Source organism: Knoellia sp. 3-2P3 (genome assembly GCF_029223115.1).
In the GTDB taxonomy this organism is placed as follows: Bacteria; Actinomycetota; Actinomycetes; order Actinomycetales; family Dermatophilaceae; genus Pedococcus_A.
Window position 1 is genome coordinate 25,232 of the sequence record NZ_JARGZE010000002.1, and the last position, 15,743, is coordinate 40,974.

Annotated in this window: 14 protein-coding genes; 12 read left to right on the forward strand and 2 right to left on the reverse strand. The window is 72.2% G+C overall.

From position 1 onward, the window contains the following. From P0Y31_RS05505 to aroB, 10 genes are all read left to right on the forward strand, one after another. Complete coding sequence (locus tag P0Y31_RS05505; RefSeq protein ID WP_275867194.1) at nucleotides 1-318, forward strand: DUF6167 family protein; 318 nt, start codon at nucleotides 1-3, stop codon at nucleotides 316-318. A 110-nt stretch (nucleotides 319-428) separates the two neighbouring features. Continuing rightward, nucleotides 429-3,122 carry an alanine--tRNA ligase gene (gene alaS / locus P0Y31_RS05510; protein WP_275867196.1) on the forward strand — a complete coding sequence of 898 codons (2,694 nt, stop codon included), beginning with the start codon at nucleotides 429-431 and terminating at the stop codon, nucleotides 3,120-3,122. A 1-nt stretch (nucleotide 3,123) separates the two neighbouring features. Then, complete coding sequence (gene ruvX / locus P0Y31_RS05515; protein WP_275868851.1) at nucleotides 3,124-3,684, forward strand: Holliday junction resolvase RuvX; 561 nt, start codon at nucleotides 3,124-3,126, stop codon at nucleotides 3,682-3,684. Continuing rightward, a complete protein-coding gene (gene mltG / locus P0Y31_RS05520) occupies nucleotides 3,681-4,844 on the forward strand; it encodes an endolytic transglycosylase MltG (RefSeq protein WP_275867198.1) in 1,164 nt (387 codons plus the stop codon). The genes ruvX and mltG overlap by 4 nt, the downstream gene beginning before the upstream one ends. After that, a complete protein-coding gene (locus P0Y31_RS05525) occupies nucleotides 4,838-5,689 on the forward strand; it encodes a shikimate dehydrogenase (RefSeq protein ID WP_345803614.1) in 852 nt (283 codons plus the stop codon). The genes mltG and P0Y31_RS05525 overlap by 7 nt, the downstream gene beginning before the upstream one ends. After that, nucleotides 5,689-6,390: a prepilin peptidase gene (locus P0Y31_RS05530; protein ID WP_275867201.1), complete on the forward strand. Its 702-nt coding sequence runs from the start codon at nucleotides 5,689-5,691 to the stop codon at nucleotides 6,388-6,390. The genes P0Y31_RS05525 and P0Y31_RS05530 overlap by 1 nt, the downstream gene beginning before the upstream one ends. Before the next feature lie 85 nt (nucleotides 6,391-6,475). Next, nucleotides 6,476-9,142, forward strand: coding sequence for a pyruvate, phosphate dikinase (gene ppdK / locus P0Y31_RS05535; protein WP_275867203.1), 2,667 nt, complete (start codon nucleotides 6,476-6,478; stop codon nucleotides 9,140-9,142). Nucleotides 9,143-9,226: 84 nt separating this feature from the next. Then, nucleotides 9,227-10,450, forward strand: coding sequence for a chorismate synthase (gene aroC / locus P0Y31_RS05540; protein WP_275867205.1), 1,224 nt, complete (start codon nucleotides 9,227-9,229; stop codon nucleotides 10,448-10,450). After that, nucleotides 10,444-10,980: a shikimate kinase gene (locus tag P0Y31_RS05545; protein WP_275867207.1), complete on the forward strand. Its 537-nt coding sequence runs from the start codon at nucleotides 10,444-10,446 to the stop codon at nucleotides 10,978-10,980. Before aroC ends, P0Y31_RS05545 begins: the two co-directional genes overlap by 7 nt. Next, nucleotides 10,977-12,074: a 3-dehydroquinate synthase gene (aroB, locus tag P0Y31_RS05550; protein ID WP_275867209.1), complete on the forward strand. Its 1,098-nt coding sequence runs from the start codon at nucleotides 10,977-10,979 to the stop codon at nucleotides 12,072-12,074. Before P0Y31_RS05545 ends, aroB begins: the two co-directional genes overlap by 4 nt. Nucleotides 12,075-12,083: 9 nt before the next feature. Here the strand turns inward: aroB and P0Y31_RS05555 are convergent, their stop codons facing one another. Together P0Y31_RS05555 and P0Y31_RS05560 are read right to left on the reverse strand one after the other, a co-directional pair. After that, nucleotides 12,084-13,853 carry a DUF4012 domain-containing protein gene (locus P0Y31_RS05555; protein ID WP_275867211.1) on the reverse strand — a complete coding sequence of 590 codons (1,770 nt, stop codon included), beginning with the start codon at nucleotides 13,851-13,853 and terminating at the stop codon, nucleotides 12,084-12,086. 12 nt (nucleotides 13,854-13,865) lie between these two features. After that, on the reverse strand, nucleotides 13,866-14,420 hold the full coding sequence (locus P0Y31_RS05560; protein ID WP_275867213.1) for a hypothetical protein: 555 nt from the start codon (nucleotides 14,418-14,420) through the stop codon (nucleotides 13,866-13,868). A gap of 266 nt (nucleotides 14,421-14,686) precedes the next feature. Here P0Y31_RS05560 and efp point away from each other — a divergent pair, with 266 nt between their 5' ends. Next, on the forward strand, nucleotides 14,687-15,247 hold the full coding sequence (gene efp, locus P0Y31_RS05565) for an elongation factor P (RefSeq protein WP_275808167.1): 561 nt from the start codon (nucleotides 14,687-14,689) through the stop codon (nucleotides 15,245-15,247). A 1-nt stretch (nucleotide 15,248) separates the two neighbouring features. After that, nucleotides 15,249-15,662 carry a transcription antitermination factor NusB gene (nusB, locus tag P0Y31_RS05570; RefSeq protein ID WP_275867215.1) on the forward strand — a complete coding sequence of 138 codons (414 nt, stop codon included), beginning with the start codon at nucleotides 15,249-15,251 and terminating at the stop codon, nucleotides 15,660-15,662. Nucleotides 15,663-15,743: the final 81 nt, after the last annotated feature.

A 15,743-nucleotide genomic window follows, 5' to 3' on the forward strand; every position in this document is an offset into this window, starting at 1 on the left:
ATGGCACGCCTGTTCTGGGTCGCCCTCGGCGCCGCCGCCGGGGTCTACGCCGTCCGCAAGGTCACCAAGGCCGCCGAGGCCTACACGCCGGCTGGGGTCGCGCACGGGCTCTCCGACTTCGCCGACGGTCTGCGCGAGCTCGCCGACGCCGTGCGCGAGGGCATGTCGGAGCGCGAGGAGGAGCTGCGGCTCGCCCTCGGCATCGACGCCGGCACCGAGGACTCCGGAGCCGAGACGACCGCCCGCCGGCTCGACGCCGAGACCGCCCGCCGCCTGATCGAGGACCCAACCGGGCGCTTCGACTCCCGAGCTCGCTAGGGGCCAGCCGCCCCCGCCGACGGCCCCGGCTGCGCCCCGCCGCCACCCACGTCCCCTGCACGTACCATCGTCATGCCCGCGTGAGCATGCAACTGAGGATCTGACACCTGATGGAAACCGCCGAGATCAGGCGCCGCTGGCTCTCCTTCTTCGAGAGCAAGGGACACTCCGTGGTCCCCTCCGCCCCCCTCGTCTACGACGACCCCAACCTGCTGTTCGTCAACGCAGGCATGGTGCCGTTCAAGCCCTACTTCCTCGGCCAGCAGTCGCCTCCGTGGGACCGGGCCACCTCGGTGCAGAAGTGCGTGCGCACCGGGGACATCGAGGAGGTCGGCAAGACCAGCCGGCACGGCACGTTCTTCCAGATGAACGGCAACTTCTCGTTCGGCGACTACTTCAAGGCCGGCGCCATCGAGATGGCCTGGGAACTGCTCACCACCCCGCAGGGGCAGGGCGGCTACGGCATCGAGCCCGACAAGCTGTGGGCCACCGTCTACGAGGAGGACGACGAGGCCGCCGACCTGTGGGTGCAGCTGACCGGCATCCCCAAGGAGCGCGTGGTGCGCCGCGGGCTGGCCGACAACTACTGGCACATGGGCGTCCCCGGCCCCGGTGGCCCGTGCAGCGAGATCTTCGTCGACCGCGGGCCCGAGTACGGCCTCGACGGCGGCCCGGCGGTCGACGAGGACCGCTTCATGGAGGTCTGGAACCTCGTCTTCATGCAGTCCTCGCTCGGTGACGTGCGCACCAAGGTCGACTTCGACATCGCCGGCGACCTGCCGAAGAAGAACATCGACACCGGCATGGGCCTGGAGCGGATCGCCTCGATCCTGCAGGGCGTCGACAACATGTACGAGATCGACGAGGTCTACCCGGTGCTCGAGAAGGCCGCAGAGATGACCGGCAAGCGCTACGGCGCCCACTCCGGCCACGACGCGGCGCACAGCCACCCCGACGACGTGCGGCTGCGCGTGGTCGCCGACCACATCCGCTCCTCGCTGATGCTCATCGGCGACGGCGTCACCCCGGGCAACGAGGGCCGCGGCTACGTGCTGCGCCGGATGCTGCGCCGCGCGGTGCGCTCGATGCGCCTGCTCGGCTTCGACGAGCCCAGCCTGCCGCACCTGCTGCCGGTGTCGATGGAGCGGATGAAGAACTCCTACCCCGAGCTCGAGACCGGCTTCAGCCGGATCTCCCAGATCGCGTATGCCGAGGAGGAGGCATTCCGGCGCACGCTGGCGTCCGGCACGACCATCCTCGACACCGCGGTGGCCAGGACGAAGGCTGCGGGCGGCACCACGCTTGCGGGCAGCGAGGCCTTCTCGCTGCACGACACCTACGGCTTCCCGATCGACCTGACCCTGGAGATGGCCGCCGAGCAGGGGCTGGAGGTCGACCGCGAGGGCTTCCGCTCGCTGATGCAGGAGCAGCGCGACCGGGCCAAGGCCGACGCGAAGGCCAAGAAGGCCGGCCACGCCAACACCGAGGTGTGGAAGAAGCTGCGCGAGACCGGTGCGACGGACTTCCGCGCCTACGTCGAGCTCACCAGTGAGGCGTACGTCGTCGGGCTCGTGCGCGACGGCGAGCTCGTGGAGGAGCTCGAGCCCGGCCAGCGCGGCCAGGTCGTCCTCGACCGCACGCCGTTCTACGCCGAGTCCGGCGGCCAGATCGCCGACGAGGGCATCATCACCGCCGACGGCGCGCGGCTGAAGGTCGTCGACGTCCAGCGCCCGGTCAAGGGACTCATCGCGCACACCGTCGAGGTGCTCGACGGGGCCGTGCGCTCGGGAGCCGAGGTGATCGCCGAGGTCGACCAGGAGTGGCGCATCTCGGCCTGCCAGGCGCACTCCGGCACCCACGTCGTGCACGCCGCGCTGCGCCAGGTGCTCGGCCCGTCGGCGCTGCAGTCCGGCTCCTACAACAAGCCCGGCTACCTCCGTCTCGACTTCGCGTGGGGCCAGGCGCTCTCGCCCGAGACCCGCAGCGAGATCGAGGAGGTGGCCAACCTCGCCGTCCGCAAGGACCTGCCCGTCTCCGCCCAGTTCATGACCCTGCCCGAGGCCCGCGAGTGGGGCGCCCTGGCGCTCTTCGGCGAGACCTACGACGAGCAGGTGCGCGTCGTCGAGATCGGCGGCCCGTGGTCGCGTGAGCTCTGCGGTGGAACCCACGTGCAGCACTCCTCGCAGATCGGCGCCCTCACGGTCACCGGCGAGTCGTCCGTGGGCTCCGGCGTGCGCCGCCTCGAGGCGTTCGTGGGCATGGAGGCGCTGCGCTACCTGGCCAAGGAGCGGGCCCTGGTGGCCGAGCTGACCGACATGGTCAAGGTGCAGCCGGGCGAGCTCAAGGAGCGCATCTCCTCGCTGCTGGCCCGGGTCAAGGACGCCGAGCGCGAGATCGAGAAGATGCGCCAGGAGCAGGTCATGGCGCAGGTCGGCAAGCTGCTCGACTACACCCGTGACGTGCGCGGCATCCGCGTGCTGACGCACGACGCGGGCCAGGGCGCCGGCGCCGACGACCTGCGCACCATGGCGCTCGACCTGCGGCACCGGCTCGGCGAGCAGGCGCCCTCCGTCGTCGCCCTCACCGGTGTGGCCAAGGGCCGCCCGGTCGTCGTCGTGGCCACGAACGCCGCGGCGCGCGAGCGGGGCATCAAGGCCGGTGCGCTGGTGCGCGTCGCTGCCCAGACCCTGGGTGGCGGCGGCGGGGGCAAGGACGACCTCGCCCAGGGCGGCGGGACCGACGCAGCCAGGACCGGCGAGGCCCTCGGCCGCGTCGACGCCGAGATCGCCGCGGCCGCCGGGTGAGCTGACGGTGACGCGGACCGGCGTGCGGGTCGGTGTCGACGTCGGCTCGGTCCGCGTCGGGCTGGCCTCGAGCGACCCCTCGGGGTTGCTGGCCACCCCGGTGCGCACGGTGGCGCGTGGGCAGTCCGACGCGGTCGTGCCCGGCACCACCGACGCGGGGGTGCCCGGCAGCGAGCCTGACGTCGCGACCGACATCGCCGAGGTGGCGGCCTTCGTGGCCGACGCGGAGGCCATCGAGGTGGTCGTGGGCCTGCCGCGGACACTCGCGGGCGGCGAGGGTCCCGCGGCGGCGGAGGCGCGGCAGTATGCTCGTCGGCTGGCGGTGCGCGTCGCACCCGTGCCGGTGCGGCTCGTCGACGAGCGGCTCACGACGGTCGATGCCCACCGCTCGCTCCGCGAGAGCGGGGTCGACGGCCGGCGGCAGCGCTCGGTGGTCGACCAGGCAGCCGCCGTGCTGATCCTCCAGGCGGCGCTCGACGCGGAACGCAGCTCCGGGCGACCGCCCGGCGAGCTGGTGAGGCCAGACGGGCGCAAGCCCCGGACGAAGGACAGGCGTCGATGACCGAGCCGCACCTCGAGCACTCGATCTTCGGTGCTGAGGATCCGCCGCACGAGGCCCCCCAGCTGCGTCGGCAGCGGCAGCAGCACCGCCGCCGACCGGTGCGCCGCCGCCGCCGGTTCCTGGTGCTGCTCTTGGCCGTCGTCCTGGTCGGCGGAGCCGTCTACGGCGCCTACCGGGCGCTGTGGCCGCTGGTCACCCAGCTCACCGCCAGCAACGACTACCCCGGGCCGGGGGCGGGGGAGGTGCAGGTCACCGTCAACGACGGGGACACCGGCCGCGCGATCGGCGTGTCGCTGCAGAAGGCCGATGTGGTCAAGACGAGCAAGGCCTTCCTCGACGCCGCTGCGGCCGACAGCCGGTCCGCCTCCATCCAGCCGGGCACCTACACCCTCAAGAAGCAGATGACGGCCAAGGACGCACTGGCCATCCTCGTGAACCCCAAGAACCGCACGGTTCCGCGGGTGACCATCCCCGAGGGCCTGTGGCTCTCCGAGATCCTGGCCACGCTGTCGAAGTCCACCGGTATCCCGCTCAAGGAGTACCAGGCGGCTGCCAAGGACACCGGCTCGCTCGGGCTCCCGGCCTCGGCCAAGGGCAACCTCGAGGGCTACCTCTTCCCGGCGACGTACGAGTTCCCCGCGAAGTCGACCGCCTCCGAGCAGCTCAAGAGCATGGTCGAGAAGACCGTGGCCGAGCTCGCCAAGGCGGGGGTGGCCGAGGACGACATGGAGCGCACCATGGTCGTGGCCTCCATCGTCGAGGGCGAGGTCAACGGCGAGGCCGACCGCGCCAAGGTGGCGCGGGTGATCGAGAACCGGCTCGTCCAGAAGTCGGGCCCGACCAAGGGCTTCCTGCAGATGGACTCGACCGTGCACTACGCGGTCAAGAAGCGCGGTCGGGCGGGCACCACCGACGCCGACCGGGCCAGCACGAGCCCCTACAACACCTACCGCCACCAGGGCCTGCCGCCGGGACCGATCAACAGCCCCGGCGCGGCATCGATCGCCGCCGCCGCGAACCCGGCCGACGGCCCGTGGCTCTTCTTCGTGACGGTCAACCCCGACACCGGTGAGACCCGGTTCGCCACGACGACCTCGGAGCACCAGGCCAACGTCAACCTCTTCAACAAGTGGTGCCGGGAACACGCGGGTCAGTGTTGACCGAGACCGTGCTGAACGCGGCCGTCCTCGGCTCGCCGGTCGCGCACTCGCTCTCACCGGTGCTGCACGGGGCCGCCTACCGCACGCTCGGCCTCACCCGGTGGCGGTATGCCGCCCACGAGGTCGACGAGGCGGCCTTCCTCCCCTTCGTGGCAGGGCTCGACGAGACCTGGCGCGGCCTGAGCCTCACGATGCCGCTGAAGGAGGTCGGCTTCGACGTGGCCGCGGACGTCTCGCCGACCGCGCGAGCCACCGGGTCGGTCAACACCCTGGTGCGTCGGGAGACGGGGCAGTGGGACGCGCACAACACCGACGTGCACGGCATCGTGGCCGCCCTGTCGGGCGCCACCTCGCCGCGGCCCACGACGGACGGGGTCGGCTCGGCGACGGTTCTCGGGTCCGGCGCCACCGCGCGCTCCGCGGTCGCGGCCCTCGCCCGGCTCGGTGTCTCACGGGTGCGCCTGGCCGTGCGCGCGTCCGCCCGCGCCTCGACCGTGCGCCTGGCCGCCGACCTGGGGGTCACCGTCGAGCAGGTCCCGCTGTGGGACTGGGCGGTGGGCGAGAGCCCGGGTGAGCCCGCGCTGGTGGTCAGCACGCTGCCGCCCGCCGCCGGCGGCGCGGCGGCCGAGGCCATCCGGGGACGGAACCTGTCCGGGACGCTGCTCGACGTCGTCTACGCGGGCTGGCCCACGCCGCTGGCCCGCGCCGCCGCTGCCGCGGGGATGGACGTCGTCTCGGGCCTCGACATGCTGGTGCACCAGGCGGGCGAGCAGGTGCGGCTCATGACCGGGCACGAGGCGCCTCTCGAGGCCATGTTCGCCGCGGCCCGCGAGGCGGTGGGCTAGTGCTCGCCCCGGTGTCGGGGGCCGGCACCGCCGGGTGGGTCATCGGCGTCCTGGCGATGGCGGGCGCCCTCCTCGGTGTCGCCACCGCCCGGGCGCTGCGCAGCGGGGGCTACCGCATCGAGTCGGACGAGCCCGCCACCGCGCAGCCGCGGGCGCCGTGGTGGCCGGTCCCGGCCCTCGGGGTGCTGTGGGGCTTCCTCGCCTGGGGCATCGGCGACCTGGCGGCGTGGGCTGCGCTGCCGGCATACCTCTTCTTCGCCTGGCTGGCGGTGGCACTGGTCTGGATCGACCTCGACGTCCACCGCCTGCCCGACGGACTGGTCCTGCCGGCCTACCCTGCGCTGCTGGTGCTGCTGGGGTGCGCGTCCCTGGGTGCGGGGGACTGGGTGCCGATGCGCAACGCGCTCATCGCCATGGCCGGGATCTACGCGCTGTACTTCGTGATGGCGATGGTCTCCCCGTCCTCGCTCGGCTTCGGCGACGTGAAGCTGTCGGGGCTCATCGGGCTGGTCCTGGGCTGGCTGGGTCTCGGCACCGCGCTGCTCGGGCTGCTGGCCGGCTTCGTCGCCGGCGGCGTCATCGCGCTCGTGATGCTGGTGGCGCAGCGCGCGGGGCTGCGCTCGCACATCGCCTTCGGGCCCGCCATGGTCGTCGGCGCCCTGCTGGCCCTGGCGTTCGAGTACCGGTTGGTGCCCGTGTGACCCACCCGCGGGCTACGCCGAAGGGACTAGCCCGGGGGTCCAAAGGCCTGTTCCCACCGCCTCTCGGAGTGACGATGATCGGCACATGGGGCGCTACGTCTACGACTTCGCTGAGGGCAACAAGGACCTGAAGGACCTGCTGGGGGGCAAGGGCGCGAACCTCGCCGAGATGACCCGGCTGGGGCTGCCGGTGCCGCCGGGGTTCACCATCACCACCGAGGCCTGTCGGGCCTACCTCGCCGAGGGCCACGAGCCCGAGAGCCTCTCGGAGGAGATCGACCGGCACCTCGCCCTGCTCGAGGAGACCATGGACCGGCGCCTCGGCGACGTCGACGACCCCCTGCTGGTGTCGGTGCGCTCGGGGGCGAAGTTCTCGATGCCCGGCATGATGGACACGGTGCTCAACATCGGCCTCAACGACCGCTCCGTCGAGGGGCTGGTGCGCCAGAGCGGAGGCAACGAGCGGTTCGCGTGGGACTCCTACCGCCGGCTGCTCTCGATGTTCGGCCAGACGGTGCTCGGGGTGCACAAGGACGCCTTCGAGGACGAGATCGACCGGCTCAAGGCCGAGCGCGGCGCCGCCAACGACCTCGACCTCACCGCCGACGACCTGCGCGAGCTGACCCGGGCCTACGAGCGGACGATCCGCGAGCACACCGGCCGTGACTTTCCGCAGGACCCCCGGGAGCAGCTCGGCCTCGCCGTGCGCGCCGTGTTCGACTCGTGGAACACCGAGCGGGCGACGATCTACCGGCGCCGCGAGCGCATCCCCGCCGACCTCGGCACCGCCGTCAACGTCGGCACCATGGTCTTCGGCAACGGGGGGATGGACTCCGGCACCGGGGTGGCGTTCACCCGTGACCCGGCGACCGGTGCGCAGGGTGTCTACGGCGACTACCTGCAGAACGCCCAGGGCGAGGACGTCGTCGCCGGCATCCGCAACACCGTGCCGCTGCACGACCTCGAGCAGATCGACCAGGCCTGCTTCGAGCAGCTGATGCAGCACATGCAGACCCTCGAGCAGCACTACCGCGACCTGTGCGACATCGAGTTCACCATCGAGCACGGCAGGCTCTGGATGCTGCAGACGCGGGTGGGCAAGCGCACCGCCCAGGCTGCGTTCCGCATCGCCGTCGAGCTCGTCGACGAGGGCCTCATCGACATGGACGAGGCGCTCCAGCGGGTCAACGGTGCCCAGCTGGCGACGCTGATGTTCCCGCAGTTCAACAGCGAGCACGAGCGCCACCTGCTGGGCACGGGCATGAACGCGTCGCCCGGGGCGGCGGTCGGCAGGGCCGTCTTCGACTCCCAGACGGCAGCGGACTGGGCCGAGCGCGGGGAGGACGTCATCCTGGTCCGGCGCGAGACCAACCCCGACGACCTCAAGGGCATGGTGGCCGCCCAGGGCATCCTCACCAGCCGGGGCGGGAAGACCTCCCACGCGGCCGTGGTGGCGCGCGGCATGGGGCGCACGTGCGTCTGTGGCGCCGAGTCCCTCGACGTGGACGTCCGGGCCCGGCGTTTCACCTGCGCCGACGGCACGGTCGTGGGTGAGGGCGACGTCATCTCCATCAACGGCACCACCGGCGAGATCTGGCAGGGCGAGGTCCCCGTGATGTCCTCACACGTGGTTCGCCACTTCGAGGGCGACACCTCCACCGACGACGACACCGTGCGGGCGGTGGCCCGGGTCATGGACCACGCCGACAAGCGCCGGCGGCTCGGTGTGCGGGCCAACGCCGACACCCCGGAGGACGCCGCACGCGCCCGCCGCTTCGGCGCCCAGGGCATCGGGCTCTGCCGGACGGAGCACATGTTCCTCGGGGAGCGCCGCGAGCTGGTCGAGCACTTCATCGTCGCCGAGACCGACGAGCAGCGCGACGCGGCGCTGGCGGCCCTGCTGCCCCAGCAGCGCGAGGACTTCATCGGCATCTTCGAGGCCATGGACGGCCTGCCGGTCACGGTGCGGCTCATCGACCCGCCGCTGCACGAGTTCCTCCCCGACCTGACCGACCTCGCCGTGCTCGTGGCGCACGAGGACGACGCCGGCAACCCGGACAGCCGGCACCACAAGCTGCTCGAGGCGGTGAAGCGGCTGCACGAGCAGAACCCGATGCTGGGCCTGCGGGGCGTCCGGCTCGGCATCGCCATGCCGGGACTGTTCACCATGCAGGCACGCGCCATCCTCGAGGCGGCGGCGGCCCGGCTCGAGGCCGGCGGCGACCCTGGGCCCGAGATCATGGTGCCGCTGGTGGCCACGGCGGAGGAGTTCGAGCTGGTCCGCGCGGAGATCGAGAAGGTGGCCGCGGAGGTCATCGAGGCCGCCGGCCGCGACATCCCCTTCTCGGTGGGCACCATGATCGAGCTGCCGCGCGCGGTGCTCACCGCCGACCGGATCGCCGCGACGGCGCAGTTCTTCTCCTTCGGCACCAACGACCTGACGCAGATGACGTGGGGCTTCTCGCGCGACGACGTCGAGTCCTCGTTCTTCTCGGCCTACCTCGAGAAGGGGATCTTCGCGGTGTCGCCCTTCGAGACCCTCGACCGCGACGGAGTCGGCTCCCTGGTCCGGTATGCCGTGGAGAAGGGTCGCGGCGTGCGCCCCGACCTCCACCTGGGCGTGTGCGGGGAGCACGGCGGCGACCCCGAGTCGATCCACTTCTTCGAGGAGGTGGGCCTCGACTACGTGTCGTGCTCGCCCTTCCGGGTGCCGGTGGCGCGGCTGGAGGCGGGCCGGGCGAGCAGGGGCTGACTCCTGGCGCGCGACGACCCTGCCCTCGACCAGATGACGGGCGCGGCCGAAGGCGGCTGAGCGCCGCGTGGCAGGATTCTGGCCATGCTGCGTTGGCTGACTGCCGGTGAGTCCCACGGCCCTGCCCTGCTCGCGACCCTGGAGGGTCTGCCGGCGGGGGTCGAGGTGACCACGTCCGACGTGGCGGCAGCCTTGGCGCGCCGGCGGCTCGGCTTCGGCCGAGGCGCCCGCATGAAGTTCGAGCAGGACGAGGTCGACTTCCTCGGCGGTGTCCGCCACGGCGTCACCATGGGGTCGCCCATCGCGATCCGCATCGGCAACACGGAGTGGCCCAAGTGGCAGACGGTGATGTCGGCCGACCCGGTGAGCGCCGACGCGCTCGCCGCGGCCGACGACGTGAACGCCGAGAAGGAGATCGCCCGCAACAGGCCGCTCACCCGCCCGCGCCCCGGGCACGCCGACCTCGTGGGCATGCAGAAGTACGGCTTCGACGACGCCCGCCCCGTGCTCGAGCGCGCCTCCGCCCGGGAGACCGCGGCCCGGGTGGCCCTCGGCGAGGTGACAGCCCGCTTCCTGCGGCAGGCCTACGGCATCCGGCTCGTGTCGCACACCGTCGCCATCGGCTCTGCGGGCGTCTCCGACCACGCCGTGCTGCCCACGCCGGACGACGTCGAGCGGCTCGACGCCGACCCGGTGCGCACCCTCGACGCCGAGGGCTCGGCCGCCATGGTCGCCGAGGTCGAGGCGGCGAAGAAGGACGGCGACACCCTCGGCGGCGTCGTCGAGGTGCTCGCCTACGGGCTGCCGCCGGGCCTGGGGTCGCACGTGCACTGGGACCGGCGCCTCGACGCGCAGCTCGCCGCAGCGCTCATGGGCATCCAGGCGATCAAGGGCGTCGAGGTCGGCGACGGGTTCCGCACCGCCGCCCGCCGAGGGTCGGCGGCCCACGACGAGATGGAGCGTGGTGCCGACGGCACGATCCGCCGGCGCACCGGCCGTGCGGGCGGCACCGAGGGCGGCATGTCCACCGGTGACGTGCTGCGCGTGCGGGCGGCCATGAAGCCGATCAGCACGGTGCCGCGCGCACTCGACACCGTCGACACGACCGGGGCGGAGGCGGCCAAGGCGATCCACCAGCGCTCGGACGTGTGCGCGGTGCCGGCGGCCGGCGTGGTGGCCGAGGCGATGGTCGCGCTCGTGCTCGCCCAGGCCTGCCTCGAGAAGTTCGGCGGCGACTCGGTGGCCGAGACGGCGCGCAACCACGCGGCCTACCTCGCAGCGGTCCCGGAGGCGATGCGCACGTGGTGACCAGCGGCAGGGGAGGGCCCCGCGTCGTCGTCATCGGGCCGCCCGGGGCGGGCAAGAGCACCGTCGCCCGGCGGCTGGCGACCCGGCTGGGGGTGGAGTGGCACGACACCGACGAGGCGATCGAGCAGGCGCAGGGCCGGGCCATCTCCGAGATCTTCGTCGACGAGGGCGAGCCCTACTTCCGCGACCTCGAGCGCGCCGAGGTCTCCCGGTCGCTCGAGGCCTTCGACGGCGTGCTGTCCCTCGGTGGCGGGGCGCCCATGGACACGCAGACGCAGGAGGCGCTGGCGGGGCACACCGTGGTCTTCCTCGACGTCGGCATCGCTGATGCCGCGCGGCGGATCGGCTTCGACGGCACCCGGCCGCTGCTCATGGTCAACCCTCGCGCCCAGTGGACCAAGATGATGAACGAGCGCCGCCCGACCTACGAGCGGCTGGCCACGCTGCGCGTCGACACCGCCGGGCGCAAGCCGGCCGCCGTCGTCGACGAGATCGCGGCGCGCCTGCAGGAGCTGGAGGAGCAGAGATGAGCACCACCCGCATCAGCGTCGGCGGCGACTACGACGTCGTGGTCGGCACCGGCCTGCTCGACGAGCTGCCCGGCCTCGTCGGGGAGGGCGTGCAGCGGGTGCTCGTCGTGCACCCCCGTGCCCTCGCGGCCACCGGCGAGGCGATCCGGGAGGACCTGCTCGGCAAGGGCTTCGAGGCGTATGCCGCAGAGGTGCCGGACGCGGAGGAGGCCAAGACCGCGCAGGTCGCCGCCTTCCTCTGGGGCGTCCTGGGGCAGGCCGGCTTCACCCGCTCGGACGCGATCGTCTCCGTGGGCGGGGGAGCGACTACAGACCTCGCCGGCTTCGTGGCCGCGACCTGGCTGCGCGGCACACGGGTCGTGCACGTGCCCACCACCCTGCTGGGCATGGTCGACGCCGCGGTCGGAGGCAAGACCGGCATCAACACGCCCGAGGGCAAGAACCTCGTCGGCGCCTTCCACCCCCCGGCGGGGGTGCTGTGCGACCTCGCAACGCTCGAGACGCTGCCGCAGCACGACTTCGTCGCCGGGCTGGCCGAGGTCGTCAAGTGCGGCTTCATCGCCGACCCGGTCATCCTCGACCTCGTCGAGTCCGACATCGAGGGAGCGCGGACGCCGCAGGGCCAGCACGTGCGCGAGCTGGTCGAGCGGGCGGTGCGGGTCAAGGCCGAGGTCGTCGCCCAGGACCTCCGGGAGTCGTCGCTGCGGGAGGTGCTCAACTACGGCCACACCTTCGGGCACGCCGTCGAGCAGGTGGAGCGCTACAGCTTCCGGCACGGCGCCGCGGTGAGCATCGGCATGGTCTACGCCGCCGAGCTGGCCCGCCTGGCAGGGAAGATCGACGACGACCTCGTGGACCGGCACCGCTCGTTGCTGACCGCCCTCGGGCTGCCGACCACCTACCGGGGCGACCGGTGGGGCCAGCTGCTCGACGCGATGAAGCGCGACAAGAAGACGCGCGGGTCGATGCTGCGGTTCGTCGTCCTCCAGGGCCTGGCCCGGCCGACCCGCCTCGAGGGGCCCGACCCCGCGCTGCTACAGGCGGCCTACGCCGAGGTCAGCGCCGACGTGTCCGGTCGGGCCATCTCGCTCTAGGTGTGAGCTCTAGGAGGCCGGGCAGCCCGCGGCGTCGACCACGGTCTTCTGGGGCCGCACGAGCGGCTGCACCAGGGTGATCACCGGCCCCTTGGCCTGCGGCGGCTCCTCGATCGTCAGCCGGAGCACCCGGGTCTGCCCCGGGCCGATGTCCAGCGTGGACGTGAACACGGGCCGTCCACGCTCGGTGTCGGAGGCCAGCAGGGCCGGCTCTCCGTCGAGGGTGGCCTGCGTGAAGCCGGCTCCCTTGGTGGCGTAGTAGGAGACCAGCAGCCGGTTGGTTCCCTTCTTAACAGGTACCACGGGCTGGTCAGCCCGCCCCGCGACGTAGTCGCTCAGCCCGGACTTCGGTGCGGTGTTGGTCAGCCGGACGGTCACCGTCGCCTTGTGCGGTGTCGAGGATGAGCAGGACGCGGCCTGGTAGGTCACCGCGCGCTCGAGGTAGTAGTCGAGCTTGTTGCCTCCGCCGTTGTTGATGACCACCCCCGAGAAAAGCCCGTCGGTGTCGCTGAGGGCACCCCCCACCTTGCGGCTGGCGAGGAGGACCTGCTCCGGCTCGTGCGTGCTGAAAACCAGCAGCCTTCGCGCATCCACGGCCTTGCCCAGGGCACTGGCGAGGGCCATGCCCATCCGGGGCCCGCGCTCGAGGATGTCGTCGGCCACCGCCTTGGCGACCTCGATGAGGTAGAGCTTGCGCAGGACCGGATCGGGGAAGCGTTCATAGGCGTCACGCTCCGTCAGCGCCACCACGTTGTTGGCCCCCACCCGAGTCCCGTCCTCGAGCGTCGTCGGCCCGGTGACCGCGAGCAGCATGGACAGCGCTGTCGGGTCGATGGCCACGGCGCCGTCGAGACGGTCGTGGTACCTCGCCTCGTGGTAGCGCAGGAGCAGGGTGGCACCCGAGGGGAAGTGCGGGCTCACGGTGGCGTTCCCGAAGAACCGCCCGGGAGCCGCGCCCCGGTAGAGCTTGGCGTAGTCCTCACCCAGTCCGTCGAGCGGCACATGCACGCCGGCGAAGTCCCCGCTGACCCCGTAGCGGACGAAGTCGAGCTTCCCCTTGTCGGCCCGCACCACGGCATACACGCCGGGCAGGCCGCCGGCCCCGCGGGCCTCGGCATCGTTCTGGAAGGCCACGAGGTAGCGGCGCGAACCCTGCGACCCGAGCATGGGCGGCAGCAGGGACACGAGGTCGTGGCTGGAGGACAGCTGCGCGGCCACCTCGTCGAGCTGCGTCACCAAGTCGCGGCGGGCGGCGTCGACCGCCCCGATGCCGGAGGTGGGCAGCGCGCCCACGTCGGCGCGCACCGCCTCGGCGGCCCGCTGGGCCTCGCCGAGCGGCTGCTGGGCAGCCTGGATCGGGGCGAGGTCGATGCCGCCCCTGGGGTTCTCGAGGCTCACCCCGAAAAGGCCGTTGCGGGCACGGCTGACGGGCGGCAGCACCTCGTGCGCCACCCGGCTGACCGCCACCGACGCCCCCCGGACCGTCTCAAAGGCCTCGCCGACCCGTGGCAGGGCGGCGGGGAGACCCCAGAGGGGGCCGTCGGTCAGCGACCGGGCCGCGTCCGCCTCATGCTGGAGGGCGCGCAGCCGGCGGTCGATCTCCGCGGCGGGGGTGCGCTGGTCGACGAGGGCGGAGCGCAACGGGCCGACCGCGGCCTGCGCATCGCGCAGGTGTGCGGTGGTCTTGAAGGCGGTCCACCCGAGAGCCAGGGCATACAGCAGCAGGACCGCGGCGACGGCATACGCGCTGAGGCGGATGCGTCGCCGACGGCCCTGCAAGGGGAAGCTGCGTCAGGCTGCGGCGCTGGCGGTCTTGCGACGGCGGGCGGCCACGATCAGCGCGCCACCACCGAGCAGCAGGACCGCGCCGGCACCGGCGGTCTTGGCAGCGTCGGAGCCGGTGAACGCCAGCGAGTCGCTGTCCTTCTTGTTGCCCTTGCCGGCAGCGGACTCGCTCGGGACCACCACGAAGGTCGCGGTCTGGGTGCCCGTGGCGGCAGCCAGCTCGAGGGTGTGGCGACCCGGCTCGAGGGTGTTCGGCACGGTGAACGAGCCGGACACCTCGCCCGTCGCGGAGGCGGTCTTGGTGTGCAGGTAGGTAGGCGTCGAGTAGACGGTCACCCGGACCTGCTCACCCGGCGCGAAGCAGCGGGCCTCGTAGGACATGGTCATGCCCACGGTCGCACGGCTGCGGCTGAGGGCGGCAGTGGAGCTGGCGGGCGGGTAGGCGCCGGCGGCGCAACCACCGTTGGGGGCGGCGTTCACGGGGCCGGCGAGGCCGACAGCCGTGCCGGTGAGAGCGGCGGACAGGCCGACGGTGGCGGCGGCCACCTTGAGAGCACGCATGATGATGATTTCTCCCCTGCAAGAAATGTGAGAACGGTCCCGTTCTCCGCGAAAAGTACCATAGGGGCGGTTCGCGCACGTCCGAATCCCACCTTTGCGGATGCGTGTGTTTCCGTGCAGGTGCCGCGCCGCGGGGACCGCGCGCGATTGGGGGTCCGCAGCAGGGGGCGGCTAGACTCGCCCCGATCCCCTTCCTGCACGTGTCCGGTCCTGCGCGCGCCCGCGCGTGCCGGCACACGACGACACCAGAAGAGAGCGACTGACACGTGGCATCGACCAACGACCTGAAGAACGGCATGGTGCTCAACCTCGAGGGCCAGCTGTGGTCCGTCGTGGAGTTCCAGCACGTCAAGCCCGGCAAGGGCCCGGCCTTCGTGCGCACCAAACTCAAGAACGTGATGTCGGGCAAGGTCGTCGACAAGACCTTCAACGCCGGCGTCAAGGTCGAGACCGCGACCGTCGACCGCCGCGACATGCAGTACCTCTACAAGGACGGCACCGACTTCGTCTTCATGGACGGGACGACGTACGACCAGATCCACATCCCCGAGGCCACCGTCGGCGACACCGCCAACTACCTGCTCGAGAACCAGACCGCCCAGGTCGCGACCCACGACGGCACCGTGCTCTACGTCGAGCTGCCCGCCTCGGTCGTCCTCGAGATCACCTACACCGAGCCGGGCCTGCAGGGCGACCGGTCCACCGGTGGCACCAAGCCCGCCACCCTCGAGACCGGCGCACAGATCCAGGTCCCGCTGTTCCTCGAGACCGGCACCAAGGTCAAGGTCGACACCCGCGACGGCTCCTACCTCGGTCGCGTGAACTGACTTGCCGGCTCGCACCAAGGCCCGCAAGCGCGCGGTCGACCTGCTCTTCGAGGCCGAGCAGCGCGGGATCAACGCCCGCGACCTGCTCGCCGAGCGCCTGGCCAAGCCGGTCACCGAGGCGCCGCTGAACCAGTACACCGCCGACCTCGTCGAGGGCGTCGTCGCGCACTGGACCGACATCAACGAGCTGCTGGCGACCTACAGCCAGGGCTGGACCGTCGAGCGGATGCCGAGCGTCGACCGCGCCATCCTGCGGCTCGGGGCCTTCGAGGTGCTGTACTCGCAGGAGGTCCCCGAGGGGGTGGCGATCGCCGAGGCGGTCGAGCTCGCCAGGACCCTGAGCACCGACGAGTCGCCGAAGTTCGTCAACGGGCTGCTGGCCCGGCTCGCCGAGGTCAAGCCGACCCTCGCCTGAGCCGCACAGACCGTATGCCGTGGGAGCGGCTGGAGGGCGTCCGCCGCCTTCCAGCCGCTCCCGTTTTTCGTGGGCGGCCCG

Bases quoted from the DNA above. Each gene is read 5' to 3' on its own strand.
- aroB (WP_275867209.1), top strand. From the start codon at position 10,977: ATGAGCACCACCCGCATCAGCGTCGGCGGCGACTACGACGTCGTGGTC.
- alaS (WP_275867196.1), top strand. From the start codon at position 429: ATGGAAACCGCCGAGATCAGGCGCCGCTGGCTCTCCTTCTTCGAGAGC.
- P0Y31_RS05560 (WP_275867213.1), bottom strand. From the start codon at position 14,420: ATGCGTGCTCTCAAGGTGGCCGCCGCCACCGTCGGCCTGTCCGCCGCT.
- aroC (WP_275867205.1), top strand. From the start codon at position 9,227: ATGCTGCGTTGGCTGACTGCCGGTGAGTCCCACGGCCCTGCCCTGCTC.
- ppdK (WP_275867203.1), top strand. From the start codon at position 6,476: ATGGGGCGCTACGTCTACGACTTCGCTGAGGGCAACAAGGACCTGAAG.
- mltG (WP_275867198.1), top strand. From the start codon at position 3,681: ATGACCGAGCCGCACCTCGAGCACTCGATCTTCGGTGCTGAGGATCCG.
- P0Y31_RS05505 (WP_275867194.1), top strand. From the start codon at position 1: ATGGCACGCCTGTTCTGGGTCGCCCTCGGCGCCGCCGCCGGGGTCTAC.